General features: G+C 32.3%; 14 protein-coding genes. 10 read left to right on the top strand and 4 right to left on the bottom strand.

Annotated features, from left to right (window positions below):
- Nucleotides 1–160: 160 nt before the first annotated feature.
- The 3 genes from cfbE to IKS50_RS00530 are packed head-to-tail and all read right to left on the bottom strand — an operon-like array spanning nt 161 to nt 3,891.
- Nucleotides 161–1,579: a coenzyme F430 synthase gene (cfbE, locus tag IKS50_RS00540; RefSeq protein WP_292843859.1), complete on the bottom strand. Its 1,419-nt coding sequence runs from the start codon at nt 1,577–1,579 to the stop codon at nt 161–163.
- Nucleotides 1,572–3,428, bottom strand: coding sequence for a bifunctional NADP phosphatase/NAD kinase (locus tag IKS50_RS00535; RefSeq protein ID WP_292843857.1), 1,857 nt, complete (start codon nt 3,426–3,428; stop codon nt 1,572–1,574). Before IKS50_RS00535 ends, cfbE begins: the two co-directional genes overlap by 8 nt.
- Nucleotide 3,429: 1 nt before the next feature.
- Nucleotides 3,430–3,891 carry a pyruvoyl-dependent arginine decarboxylase gene (locus IKS50_RS00530; protein WP_292843855.1) on the bottom strand — a complete coding sequence of 154 codons (462 nt, stop codon included), beginning with the start codon at nt 3,889–3,891 and terminating at the stop codon, nt 3,430–3,432.
- 155 nt (nt 3,892–4,046) lie between these two features.
- Between IKS50_RS00530 and IKS50_RS00525 the strand changes: the two genes are divergently transcribed.
- From IKS50_RS00525 to IKS50_RS00515, 3 genes are all read left to right on the top strand, one after another.
- Nucleotides 4,047–4,442 (top strand): translation initiation factor IF-5A, encoded by a 396-nt coding sequence (locus IKS50_RS00525; RefSeq protein WP_292843853.1) that lies wholly within the window; start codon nt 4,047–4,049, stop codon nt 4,440–4,442.
- Between the two features lie 33 nt (nt 4,443–4,475).
- On the top strand, nt 4,476–5,342 hold the full coding sequence (gene speB, locus IKS50_RS00520; RefSeq protein ID WP_292843851.1) for an agmatinase: 867 nt from the start codon (nt 4,476–4,478) through the stop codon (nt 5,340–5,342).
- Nucleotides 5,343–5,458: 116 nt separating this feature from the next.
- Entirely contained in the window at nt 5,459–6,796 is a 1,338-nt protein-coding gene (locus IKS50_RS00515; RefSeq protein WP_292843849.1) for an NCS2 family permease, read from the top strand.
- A 40-nt stretch (nt 6,797–6,836) separates the two neighbouring features.
- On the opposite strand, the gene IKS50_RS00510 is transcribed toward IKS50_RS00515, so the two are convergent.
- Entirely contained in the window at nt 6,837–7,097 is a 261-nt protein-coding gene (locus IKS50_RS00510; RefSeq protein ID WP_292843847.1) for a winged helix-turn-helix domain-containing protein, read from the bottom strand.
- Between the two features lie 194 nt (nt 7,098–7,291).
- On the opposite strand from IKS50_RS00510, the gene IKS50_RS00505 reads away from it, so the two are divergent.
- The 7 genes from IKS50_RS00505 to IKS50_RS00475 all read left to right on the top strand — a co-directional run bounded on the left by IKS50_RS00505 (nt 7,292) and on the right by IKS50_RS00475 (nt 12,293).
- A complete protein-coding gene (locus tag IKS50_RS00505; protein ID WP_292843844.1) occupies nt 7,292–7,723 on the top strand; it encodes a hypothetical protein in 432 nt (143 codons plus the stop codon).
- Between the two features lie 8 nt (nt 7,724–7,731).
- Nucleotides 7,732–7,947 (top strand): hypothetical protein, encoded by a 216-nt coding sequence (locus IKS50_RS00500; RefSeq protein ID WP_292843842.1) that lies wholly within the window; start codon nt 7,732–7,734, stop codon nt 7,945–7,947.
- A 9-nt stretch (nt 7,948–7,956) separates the two neighbouring features.
- On the top strand, nt 7,957–8,508 hold the full coding sequence (locus tag IKS50_RS00495) for a hypothetical protein (protein WP_292843840.1): 552 nt from the start codon (nt 7,957–7,959) through the stop codon (nt 8,506–8,508).
- A gap of 6 nt (nt 8,509–8,514) precedes the next feature.
- Nucleotides 8,515–9,444, top strand: a complete 930-nt coding sequence (locus tag IKS50_RS00490) for a zinc ribbon domain-containing protein (protein WP_292843838.1) — start codon at nt 8,515–8,517, stop codon at nt 9,442–9,444.
- Between the two features lie 11 nt (nt 9,445–9,455).
- Entirely contained in the window at nt 9,456–10,196 is a 741-nt protein-coding gene (locus IKS50_RS00485; RefSeq protein WP_292843836.1) for a zinc ribbon domain-containing protein, read from the top strand.
- Nucleotides 10,196–10,963 (top strand): zinc ribbon domain-containing protein, encoded by a 768-nt coding sequence (locus IKS50_RS00480; RefSeq protein WP_292843834.1) that lies wholly within the window; start codon nt 10,196–10,198, stop codon nt 10,961–10,963. The genes IKS50_RS00485 and IKS50_RS00480 overlap by 1 nt, the downstream gene beginning before the upstream one ends.
- Before the next feature lie 109 nt (nt 10,964–11,072).
- A complete protein-coding gene (locus IKS50_RS00475; RefSeq protein WP_292843832.1) occupies nt 11,073–12,293 on the top strand; it encodes a TIGR00300 family protein in 1,221 nt (406 codons plus the stop codon).
- Nucleotide 12,294 lies beyond the last annotated feature (1 nt).

Here is a 12,294-nt window from a genome sequence, read left to right as displayed (position 1 = left end):
TCAAAAAACAATGCCAAAATCAAGAAAACGAACATTCAAGACCAAACGAGGCGTTTTAAAACGAATATATCGCAGAGATCTAATTTGGAATGACAATCGCAAAAAGGATTTTGAAAATCAACAAAGTTTTTGAAAGAGTCTTCAATTTTTTTTGAAAAAATTATCTCTGTGATATTTTTCTATAATCTGATCTATAGATGAAAAGAAGGTTTTTATTATTTTTTATAGCCAAATCATATACGTCTTCGTAATTTTCATAGTATTCATATTTTTTTGTTAATTTTGATGAAATTGACAAACCTACCTCGCCGGTTAATATGAGGTCACAATCAAGACTATTTAGATAGTTGGCTAATTTTTCTTCATCAATTTCCTCACAAGTTATTCCATAATCTCCGCCAATGGAAACGTAATATTCATCTAAATTACTAATCATGTTTACAGATTCTTTTATGGCTTGAGTATTTAGCCCCGGATTAATCTCTTCAATAATTATTGAGTTTTCAATTGTTCTTTTATTTGTTCTGCCCGGAATTCCTTTATAATTTCCAAGTCCTGAAACTATTTTATCACTGTTAATTTCCAAGCTGAGGCAAGTTAAAACTACTCCTAAAACATTACTAACATGATGGGGTCCAGGCGCAAAGCAATTTAATTTGATTTCTCCTGAAAGGATATTGTCATTTACGGTTTTGACATCCCTATATTCTATTTCAAGTGATGTTTGATTTAGATTATATTCAACACTTTTAACAAATAAATTTGAAGAGGCGTCTTCTAAAGAAAAGCTGTTAATCTTTTCATGTTCAATATCCGAATAATATTTGTCCAATGCTTCTTTTTGAATACAAACGCATTTGCATCTGAATACTTGTTTTTTAGCTTCAGATGCGCTACTTCTGCCTTGGGCAATCGGATAATCCTCAGCAATATTCAATAGAAGCCCAACATCTCCAATGCCGCTTACTCCAAGTGATGACTCGAAAATTGCGCAATTGTATTTTCTTGACTTTTTACTTTCTTCAGCACCTTCATGTATGAAGCATACGGGATTGGAAATTTTATTGGCCAGATCAATGGTCTCCTTAATGTTTGCAGGAGTGATTGAAATGTTTTTCCTTAAAGTAAATTCATTGCCGTCTTCATAAAGCAAAGCACCAAGGCTTGATAAAATCAGCGGGTTTTTGTCAATAAGGATTTCTTTAAGCATGAAAACTGAAGTTGTTTTTCCCTTCACTCCGGTCACTTCAATTTTTGAAATGTCTTCTGCCCAATTTTTAAGAAGTTCTTTTATGATTTCATGATGGCTTTCAAAAGTATAATTCAAATCGGGATTATATGATTTTATTTCATCAAAGCTTAAAGGCATATGAATTGGATAGATAACATTCATATCTCCTTTAAAATAAGTCAAATCTTCAAGTTGAATCAATTCAACATCATATACCTCGAGCATTTTGCTGTCAATTGTGTTCAAGGTATTGTAAAGGTCATATGCAAGCACATTTTTACCTTTTTTGGCTAAACTGACGGCTATTTTTACACCGCCATGGGTCAAATCAATAACAAGATTATTCATTATTGCACCAGTTATTCTCGATTCCGCCTTCTTTTAGTTTGTCTTTAACCTTTTCATAGAAATATTTGGTAGAAGTCCTGATGAAGTAAGCGTCTTTAGGGGATTTCTTAAATTTAATTTCTTCTTCGTAATCGGCTTCTTCGGTAATCTGGCCGTCCATTACAAACACTGCACTTTTACCCTTTTTAAGTAATTTGACAGTAATTTCGCTGTTATCGGACACAACGAATGGCCTCACTCCAAGTTTATATGGGCAAATTGGAATTATAACAAATCCCGCGACTTTTGGATCAACAATCGGTCCGCCTGCAGACATTGCATAAGCGGTCGAACCACTAGGTGTTGAAATGATTAATCCATCCGCTCTAACTTCTTCTATTACTCCTCCATCAACACGAATCTCATAGTGAAGCATTTTAGCAGGCTTGTTTGTCATGACAACCACTTCATTCATTGCTGTGAAATCATGGTTATCGTGAGATACTACAAGGCGAGTTCTTTTTTCTTTGTAATAATTTCCTTTTAAAATTTCTTTTAGAGTAGTAAATGTGTCCTTCACTTCAATTTCTGTTAAAAATCCAACGGTTCCCATATTAATTCCAAAAATCGGAATTTCAGGTTTCAATCTTGACTGTGCTCTTAAGAGAGTGCCGTCCCCGCCCAGAATAGTAGCCATATCACATTCGAAATCAAATAATTCCTGGGATAATCGTTCATAATCTATGTTTAAATCAATGTCATCAAGCATGTCTGCAATTTCAGGATACGCCTGTTTTGTTTCTTCGATTATTTCGTCTAATTTAGGGTTTTCTCTTAGTTCAAGCAATTTTTTAGATAGGCTTTTTTCAATAACTACTTCACAACCGTTTGTTAAAAGATATTCAATTATTTTTGCTGAGAATAATATCGGTTTGTCTTGGTCTATTCTTGAGATGACTCCAATTTTGCCTATGACATCTATTTGATTATCATTAAGAATATCAATAATCTGCTGGTGCATTTCTTTGTTATTTGCAGCCACCACAATACTTTTTTCATAAATGCTTAAAACATTGTTAAGCTCTTTACCATATTTATCGGTAATGATACATCCTACTTCGTCAAGGATTAATTTGCCTGCGGCAATGTCGATTATTCTGCTTCCTCTTAAATCTAGGAATGCATCATATCTTCCACTTGCAACATAGGAAAGTTCTAGAACAACACTTCCAAGCACTCTCATACGCCTTGCACGGTCAACAAGTTTGGATGCTTCTGAAGTTCCACTTTTTGTAAACCCTCCGAGAGTCATCTTATTTATCTTTGCATTGGTGCTCGGGGTTAATTTTTCATTGTTTAATTGGCAGCCTTTGCCTTTTTCTGCTTCAATGAAGTTACCGTTTGCCAGGTTATATACAAAACCAAGTTCCACATCATTCAGTGTTGCGAGTCTTCCTTGATTCACTTCTGCAATAGCAATTGAAATTGCATATGCCGGAATTTCCTTAATTGCATTGCTTGTTCCATCAATTGGGTCAATTAGAAATATGAATTTTGGAGTTTCTTCTTCAGTTAAGTCGGTACGTTTTAATTCCTGGGATAATTTGACTATTCTTTTTGTACCTTTACCAAGCTTTAACTCTCCAACTTCTTCACTAATTAGATATGACAGTACATCCGCATCTTTTAAAATGTGGACGATTTCTTCTTCAGCTATTTGATCGATATAAGAGGTGGGGGTACCATCTGCTCCGATTTTTATTTCGGTTCCTCCAAGCTCTGTTCCAGCATATTCTCTCACAGCGGGACCAACTGCTTTAATTATTTTTTTGGCTAATTTTTTAGCAATTTTTTTGGTTTCACGGTCCATATTATCCCTCTATAATCTCATTATCCAGATATACTACTGATGATACAACGGATGCAATGTCCTTGACTGTTGCAGCCGAATATTTAACAATTAATTCTTTAATTTCAACATCTCGTTTATTCATCATATATTTAACCATATCTTTAGCTTCATTAATGATTTCATCATTATCTTTGTTAATTCCTGTTGTTTCCACAACACAACCTAATTCTTCTCCAATAGCTACTGCAATCACTGCAATTATTTCATCACCGGGGGTGTCTGAAGTAATTTCGGATAAAACACAGTTCACCATAGCGCCAGCTTTGAGTTTTGGCAATTCACATATTTCAGTATTGGATGCAAGCATACTAGATACTTTAATCAGATTAACATCGCCAATTCCAGCATTACTCAATGCATTATCAAAGGCATTTAATTTTGTTGGTCCTTCATCATGTCCAGTTACAATAGCTATTTTCATTTTATCACTTATTATTTAATATGTATGTCAATGTATTTAATAATTTAACAAACGAATACTTTAAATAAAATGGAAAAGATAGTTTATAGTAATCTAATAATATTCCTTATTATAAGATTAAAAACCGGTTTTTATATAAAATGGAGGAAAAATTAATGTCAACAAAAGTTGTAGAAATTAAAACATTAAAAGTTGGAAAATACATTGTTTTAGGAGGAGAAGCTTGTAAAATTATTAGTTACACCACTTCATCTCCAGGTAAACACGGAGCAGCTAAAGCAAGAATTGAAGCTGTCGGTGTTTTCGATAATCAAAAAAGAAGTTTAGTTAAACCTGTAGATAACAAAGTTGATATCCCTATTATTGATAAAAGATTAGGACAAGTCATTTCCATTCAAGGAGATACCGTTCAAATCATGGATATGGAAAATTATGATACTATTGAATTACCAATGCCTGAAGACTTAAAAGATTCTATTGTTGAAGGTATTGAAGTTGAATACATTGTTGCTATGGGAAATATGAAAATAATGAGAACTAGAGGATCATAAGTTCTCTTATTTATTTTCCTTTTTAGATTTATTATGCTTTTAAATACATACGAACCATGGAAATTTGCATTTTCAGCAGAAACTGACAATTTAGAAAAAAATTCATTTGGAATAATCGGAGTTCCATTTGACAGTACTACTTCTTATCATTCCGGTGCACGTTTGGGACCAATTGTAGTGCGTGAAGCGTCTTTTGGTTTTGAAAAATATAATACTGTTTTTAATAAAGATTTAACATCTGTTTTTTATGATTTTGGGGATGTCAATATTGTCCCTGGAAACTGTGAAGCAACCTGTGAGATAGTTGAAAGCACAGTTAATGAACTTTTAAACTTGAGCATTAAACCAATAATCATAGGTGGAGAGCATTCCGCTTCAATTGGGGCTATTAAGGCAATAAGGGAGAGATATCCAAAATTGACAGTAATACATTTGGATGCTCATCGTGATTTGGCATTCGAATTCGTCGGTGAGAAATATTCTCATGCAACCGTAATGAGGAGGGCTCATGAAACTGGTGTTGATTTGGTTCAAATTGGAATTAGATCTGCTTCAGCAGATGAAGAGGAATATGTAAATTCAACATATAATATTAAAACATTTAAAAATAAGGCTGTTCACAAACATATGGACGAACTAGAGTATTTTTTAATAAATATCAATACTCCAATTTACCTTTCAATCGATATGGATGTTGTAGACCCTGCTTTCGCACCTCATGTAGGCAATCCTACTCCAGGAGGGCTATTCATGTCTGAAATTGAAACAATCATTGAAGCTTTGTCCCATAAGAATGTTGTTGGTTTGGATGTTGTCGAAACAGCTAGTGACAGATTGGGAGACAATACTGCAGTTGTCGCGGCCAAAATAATTTATGATTTCTTAACATTAATTGAATAATACTTTTTTTATTAAACTTAACATTAAACAGAATTAAATATAGATAGATTTAATACTTATCTTTTTCAAAAATAATACCATTAAGAAAAATTAACTTTTTTCTTAAGAGGTGTTATATGTTGGACAATTTTTTTAAATTTTCGGAAAATGGAACTGATTTAAAAACTGAAATCATTGCAGGTATCACAACATTCCTTGCTATGGCTTATATTTTAGGTGTAAACCCAGTCATATTGGGTGATGGTGGAATGCCTGTCACCGGAGTATTCTTTGCTACTGCTGTTGCTTCCGGTGTAGCTTGTATAATTATGGGGCTAGTTGCTAAATATCCAGTCGGATTAGCTCCAGGTATGGGACTAAATGCATTGTTTACATACACAATCATTTTAGGAATGGGAAATACATGGGAAACTGCACTTGCAGCAGTATTTATTTCAAGTATAATCTTTTTAATAATTACTATTTCTGGTTTAAGGGAAGCTATTTTGAATGCTATTCCTCTTGATTTAAAACTAGGTATCGGTGCTGCTATCGGATTTTTCCTAGCATTCTTAGGACTTAAAGGTGCAGGAATTATTGTAGCTGACCCATCTACTTTTGTCACAATGGGATCACTCATGGCTCCTCCAGCACTTCTTGCATTAATTGGTATTATTATCACATTAATTTTATATGTAAAAGATGTGCCTGCTTCTGTATTCATTGGATTAATAGTCACTGCTATTATTGGTGTAATTTTCACCGCTTTAGGATTTGGTGCAGGAGATATCTTAATGCCAGCTATTCCAGCAGAAATTGTTTCTGCTAACTTTGATTTATCCTTATTTGCAGGATTCGCTAGAGGATTCGGACAGTTATTCTCAAATATTCCAAACTTGATAATGATGCTGTTCTCACTTGTATTCGTAACATTCTTCGATACAACCGGAACTTTAATGGCATTAGGTAGACAATGTGGATTTATTGATGAGGAAGGACAAGCTGTTGGAATTGAAAAAGCATTTTTAGCTGATGCTGTTGGTGGTATCGTTGGTGCAATATTAGGTACAAGTACTGTTACAGCATATGTGGAAAGTGCAGCAGGTATCGGAAACGGTGGTAAAACTGGTTTAACCGCTATTGTTACTGGTATCTTATTCATACTTTCAATATTCTTTGCTCCATTAGTATTAGGATTATTCACTTCTCCTGTTACTTGTGCAGCATTAGTAATTGTGGGTATCTTGATGATTGCTCAATTAAAAGAAGTCGAATGGGACAATTTAATTGTTGCAGCTTCAGTATTTATGACCATTGTCATGATGATTTTAACTTACTCTATTTCATTAGGTATTGCTTGGGGATTCGTTGTTTATGCAGTCGCAAGCTTAGCTGGTGGAAAAGCAAAAGAGTTAGGTTGGGGTATCTGGTTAATGGTTATCGTATTTGTAATATACTTGTTCTTCGGACTTTAGACTCATAATTATGAGTCTAATTCTTTTTATTTTTTTAAAATTAGTCGTTAAAATCTTTTTCTACTTTATTAAGGTAATATCTACCTTTATCGGTGATGCTGTAAAATCTATATCTTTTGTCTTCTTCATTAAGACATTCCACTAGCTCTGCATCTTTTAATGTTTTCAAGTATTTAGAGACATGATTGCTATTGTCATTGATTTCTTTACTAATCTTTGAAGGGATTTTATCTTCTTTTTCAAGTGTTTTTAATACTTTAATCCTTTTTTTAGAGCGAGCTAATAAAGATACGATGCTCATATCATCTTTTTTACTCATGATTTTGAATTTAAACTTTAGCTATTTAATAGATATCTATACGATATTAGCATGCTAATAGCAATGTTTATATTATGTGTATACCAAATTTATAATTACAGATTTGAGGTGGTATCATTAACAAAAAAATATTCATTATCCTTTTAATTTTTGTTATTATAGCATTCATTTTTCTAATGCCTATAAATTCCACTTATGATTTTGAGGGTTTATTCACTGTTGATTTGCCTATCGGTCAAGAATATTCTGATGTTTCTTGGTGTCATTCCAATAAAAGATTAAGTTGTGCAGCAGAATATTGGGAAAATGATGCAGGATGTGAAATTGATGGTGATGAAGCGGTCATGTTTTACTATGATGACTCATTACTTGTTGATGGTGAGCCAAATGCTTATCAACATGCTGTTAATGTTTTAACAAAAACTTATCTGTATAAATTTTATCAAAAGGATGGTAATCTATTGATACTAACAAATGATATTGGGATGACAAATTTACCTGAGTATCTTGTTGGAGTAGGTAATGATGATGGAAGTAAAGCAGTTTTTGTTGGAGGATACAATCTCGATGAATTAAAGACTTATGCAAGTTCAATTAAATTTAAATGAGGTAAATTATGGATTTTTTTGATTTCTTTGAGAATATGGGAGTTGGTTTGTCAATTATTATTATTTTCATAGTTTTATTATTTTTAATAATTATTATGAGTAATTTGATTCCAGCGTTACTTATGGGAATTGGAGGATTATTGTACTTTTTAATCATCATATTAATCATAGGTGCAGTAGTTTACTTCATTGGTAAATTTGCAAAGGAGTTCATTAAAAAATAAGGTGGTAAAATGTTAGTTCGTAACTTAGAGTTCTTATCTATACCAAAGGAATTTTCTAAAGTTGAAATTGATATTTATGAAAAACAAGCAATTGCGTTGGTTTATATACCAAATAAAGGGTATTCTTTAGTATTGAAAGATAATGATGATATTCAGTCTGTATTTTTACTTAAAACAGATATTCTTCCAAATAATGTAAATGACCATTCTGATAGGGAAGATTTTATTAATGTACTTAAAATGTTATTGGACAGGATTTACAGTGTTGCAGATATTAAAGAATATGAAAAACAACACCAAGAACATGTATTTTTAAGATTAATGGATATGTTAAATGAAGGAACAGATGTGGTGATGATTTCCGAGGAAACTTCTAAGATTTACACTGATATCGAAAAAGGATTCATGAAATTAGAAATAGATATTATGGATAATAAAATCAATGCATTGAATAGTTCTATTGCTGATGTGTCCAGTAATTTAGATTCTACTGTTAAAGGTATTGAAGAAAATGCATGGGGAAATAAAATTAAAAAAACATTTGATCAAAATAATTGGTGATTCTTTATGGTTAAATGTCAAAATTGTGGAGCTGAAGTTGTAGGTTCTGATTTTTGTTTTAATTGTGGTGAAAAAGTTGACAAAGTAGGAATCTCTTCTGATATTTGTCCAAAATGTGGAACTAAAAACAATAAAAACACTAACTTTTGTGTTGAATGTGGGTATAAATTAGATAATGGTGCTTCAGTTTCATTTAAACAACAAGAATGGAATGCCAGACGGGATGAAATAGTGGCAAGATATGATAAACTTGCAGAGGAATTCGGAATTAAAGATGAAGATTATTTCTTAACAAGCGTTAAACGTTTCAATATGCTTGAAAAATCTACAAGTAAACATAAAACAGTGAATAAATATCTTAGCGGTTTTAATCCAGATTCGTATATAGGTAATGAAACAATCATCGATGGATTTTTCATAATTAAAGAAAATAAATTTGTTTTTATGGAAATTGATAACAGAGATTGGGAAAAAGTCAACGCAGGAATAAATAACTTTTACTTTGATAAAATTGTTTCAATGAGGGTAACAAAAAGATTAGGTGATGAAAGCAGATATGAAGACATCACCAAAAGAGCATGGACCTCCCCTCATGATATCAGAAGAGACTTAGAAAATAAAATTCAATCTCTTAAAGCAACTAGATTTAAAGACATGGTTGCAAACAATGATAGTGCAGATATGTTTGACAGGTTATTAATAAAATTAGTTGATAATACCTCTTATGAAATAAGACTTCCAAGTTATGAGTTTGGTCAAGATTTAGTAGACTTATACGAAGCATTAAATGATAAACCTCAAACAGTTATTGTTGAAAATCAAACTGCCAAACCAAGTAAAGCACAACAATTAAAAGAATTCCAAGAATTACTTGAAACTGGTGCTATATCTCAAGAAGAATTTGATCAACTTAAAAAAGAAATTTTATTCGGTTAACTGGTGATTAAATGGTTAAATGCAGTAATTGTGGAGTGAATGTTCCCGATGATTCTGAGAATTGTCCAAATTGTGGGAATAGTTTGATTAAAACCGAACAAGAAAATGAGCAGAAAACTGAGGACATCAAAGATGATGTGTTAAAATGTGAAAATTGTGGGTCAGAATTGTCTGAAAACACTTTATTCTGTTCAGTTTGTGGAACAAAAGTCAATATTGTGAAAAAACAAATAACAAAAGTTTGTCCAAATTGTGGAGTGCCAGTTGAAGAAGATATTACATTTTGTCCAGAATGTGGTGCTAATATTTTCACCGGCGAAAAAAACAAACAAGAATTAACTTCCACAAATAAATCTTTTGCTGATAAGATTGATTTGAATACAATTATAAAACCCACTGCTGTTGCATTAGTTGCATCAATTATCTTATCATTAATTGGTTTGTTAATTGGATTATCATGGCTTTCCTTTGTAATAGCAATAATATTGAGTGTAGGATTCTTTGCTGCAGCAATTGATAATGAAGCAAATGCAATAATATTCGGTTTAATCGTTGGTTTAATTTTAGGTATCTTAGAAAACCCATTGGTAGAAGTAATGTATGGAGCATTCGTAGCAGGGTTTTATGAAGGATTTTTAGGAAGTCATTTAATAATCCTTGTTATTTTGGGTGTTGTAATTGCATATATTTCAAATATTTATCTTAAAGAAAGTATTCTAAACATTACTAAGAATTTTAGGGGAATGCTGTAGTGGAAAATATTTGTAAAAATTGTGGTTCAAAAGTAGAACAGGGTTCTACTTTTTGCTATACCTGCGGTGCAAAGGTTGAAATCTCAATTGAAAGCACCTTACAAAATATAGAATCGACACCTAACGAAAATTCATTTAAAAAAATTAAACATTTTGGATTAAATCAATTAGGAAAGGTAAAAGAATCTACATCTAACATTTCTAAATCTACAAAAGATTTTGTTGAAGGTGCAGGATATTCAATAGCTAATAATTTCAAATCAGATGGAAATGAAATTCATTTTAAAAAATATAGTTATGAGGAGTCCTTAGATTATATTTACAAAAATCATTCAACAAAAATTGCTTTTCCTGCATCAGATTCCGAAACTGAAGATAAATTAAAAAAATTATTGTCTGGTGAAGTTATAGGTGCTGGTGCAGGCCTTGTTGGTGCAGCAGCATCAATTGGATTAATTGGTACTACTTTAGGCGCAGGATTAATTATTGTTGGTGCTGGTGCATTTATAGGAGGAATTATTAATTCTAATTATGAGAAAATGTCTTGGGTGTTAGCGGATTTATTAATTAATGATAATGAATTAATTATTTCAGGAAAATTTTCTCTTGGTTTTGATGAAATTAAACATATATCAACTAAAATTCATGGTGAAAATGAATTGGTTGTGTTAACTTTAAAAGATCAAGCTATTGAATTCAAAACATATAATGCTAATGCTTTAAAAACAGTTCTTGTTGAGAAAAAGAATAACCATTTATACAAATAGAAAAAATCAAAAATATTTTTCTATTTTACTTTTTTTTAAACTATAACAATATCATTAAATATCACCAAAATCAAAATTATAATATTAACTAAAAATGGAGCATATTGTTATGGAAAAAAGAACTATTGAGCTTTCGGGCCATATTATCGACTCATTGACTTTAACCAAAACAATGGGTATAATCATGGACAACGGAGGAGAATTTGATATTTTAGAAATCGATGTTGGACGTAAAAAAACAGATGAAAGTCATGCGAAAATTGAAGTTTCAGCAGATTCTCCTGAATTGTTAGAATCTATTTTAGACGAATTATCTGTACTTGGCGCATCTATTGATGAGATTAAGGAAGTTAACCTTGTTCCAGCACCAAAAGATAAAGTTGCTCCTGAAGGTTTTTATTCTTCATCCAATCACACTACTCATATTTTCTACGATGGGGAATGGATTTTAGTTGAAGAAATTGAAATGGACTGTTTAGTTGTTGTCGACCAAAAAACAAAACGTGCAGTTGTAAAGCCAATTGCCAGCATTAAGAAAGGAGACATGATAGTCGTTGGTCTTGATGGTGTTAAAGTTACACCTCCTCAAAGATTAAGAGAGGAACAACAAGTTTTCGAGTTCATGAACAGTGAAGTTTCTTCAGAAAAACCTTTAATGAATCTAATCAATGGTATTGCTCGTGAAATGAAAGAAATCAAAGCTAAAGGCGGTAAAATTGGAATCGTTGGAGGACCGGCTATTGTTCACACAGGTTCCGGCAAATATTTGGCTGCTTTAGTTAAAGAAGGTTATATTGATGTGATTATGGCAGGTAATGCTCTGGCTACTCACGATATCGAATCCAATTTATTCGGGACTTCATTAGGTATTGAAGTTGAAACCGGTAAAATTGTAGCTCACGGCCATACTCATCACATGAGAGCAATTAACAGAATTAACAACTCAGGTTCTATTAAAAATGCAGTTGAAGATGGAACATTAACTGGCGGAATCATGTATGAATGTATTAAAAATGATGTTCCATTTGTTTTAGCAGGTTCAATACGCGATGATGGTCCTTTGCCTGATGTAATAACTGATACTGCAGAGTCACAAAAGTTAATGAGGCATTATGCTCAAGAAGTTGACATGGTTATCATGATTGCTACAATGCTCCATTCAATTGCAACTGGTAACTTGCTTCCTTCAAGAGTTAAAAGTATCTGTGTTGATATTAATCCTTCTACTGTTACTAAATTATCAGATAGGGGCAGTGCACAGGTGGTTGGGATTGTTACAGACATCGGTACATTTTTACCATTGCTTTACAATGCACTACAGGAGGACTAAT

Origin of the sequence: Methanobrevibacter sp. (assembly GCF_017539065.1) — an archaeon.
GTDB lineage: Archaea > Methanobacteriota > Methanobacteria > Methanobacteriales > Methanobacteriaceae > Methanocatella.
Note: the sequence above shows the minus strand (reverse complement) of the source record. Positions and strands in the feature narration are given on the sequence as shown.

Excerpts from the sequence above, each read along its gene's own strand:
- IKS50_RS00475 (WP_292843832.1), top strand. The coding sequence starts at position 11,073 with ATGGAAAAAAGAACTATTGAGCTTTCGGGCCATATTATCGACTCATTG.
- IKS50_RS00495 (WP_292843840.1), top strand. The coding sequence starts at position 7,957 with ATGTTAGTTCGTAACTTAGAGTTCTTATCTATACCAAAGGAATTTTCT.
- cfbE (WP_292843859.1), bottom strand. The coding sequence starts at position 1,579 with ATGAATAATCTTGTTATTGATTTGACCCATGGCGGTGTAAAAATAGCC.
- IKS50_RS00505 (WP_292843844.1), top strand. The coding sequence starts at position 7,292 with ATGCCTATAAATTCCACTTATGATTTTGAGGGTTTATTCACTGTTGAT.
- IKS50_RS00525 (WP_292843853.1), top strand. The coding sequence starts at position 4,047 with ATGTCAACAAAAGTTGTAGAAATTAAAACATTAAAAGTTGGAAAATAC.
- IKS50_RS00485 (WP_292843836.1), top strand. The coding sequence starts at position 9,456 with ATGGTTAAATGCAGTAATTGTGGAGTGAATGTTCCCGATGATTCTGAG.
- IKS50_RS00500 (WP_292843842.1), top strand. The coding sequence starts at position 7,732 with ATGGATTTTTTTGATTTCTTTGAGAATATGGGAGTTGGTTTGTCAATT.
- speB (WP_292843851.1), top strand. The coding sequence starts at position 4,476 with ATGCTTTTAAATACATACGAACCATGGAAATTTGCATTTTCAGCAGAA.
- IKS50_RS00535 (WP_292843857.1), bottom strand. The coding sequence starts at position 3,428 with ATGGACCGTGAAACCAAAAAAATTGCTAAAAAATTAGCCAAAAAAATA.
- IKS50_RS00515 (WP_292843849.1), top strand. The coding sequence starts at position 5,459 with ATGTTGGACAATTTTTTTAAATTTTCGGAAAATGGAACTGATTTAAAA.
- IKS50_RS00530 (WP_292843855.1), bottom strand. The coding sequence starts at position 3,891 with ATGAAAATAGCTATTGTAACTGGACATGATGAAGGACCAACAAAATTA.
- IKS50_RS00490 (WP_292843838.1), top strand. The coding sequence starts at position 8,515 with ATGGTTAAATGTCAAAATTGTGGAGCTGAAGTTGTAGGTTCTGATTTT.
- IKS50_RS00510 (WP_292843847.1), bottom strand. The coding sequence starts at position 7,097 with ATGAGCATCGTATCTTTATTAGCTCGCTCTAAAAAAAGGATTAAAGTA.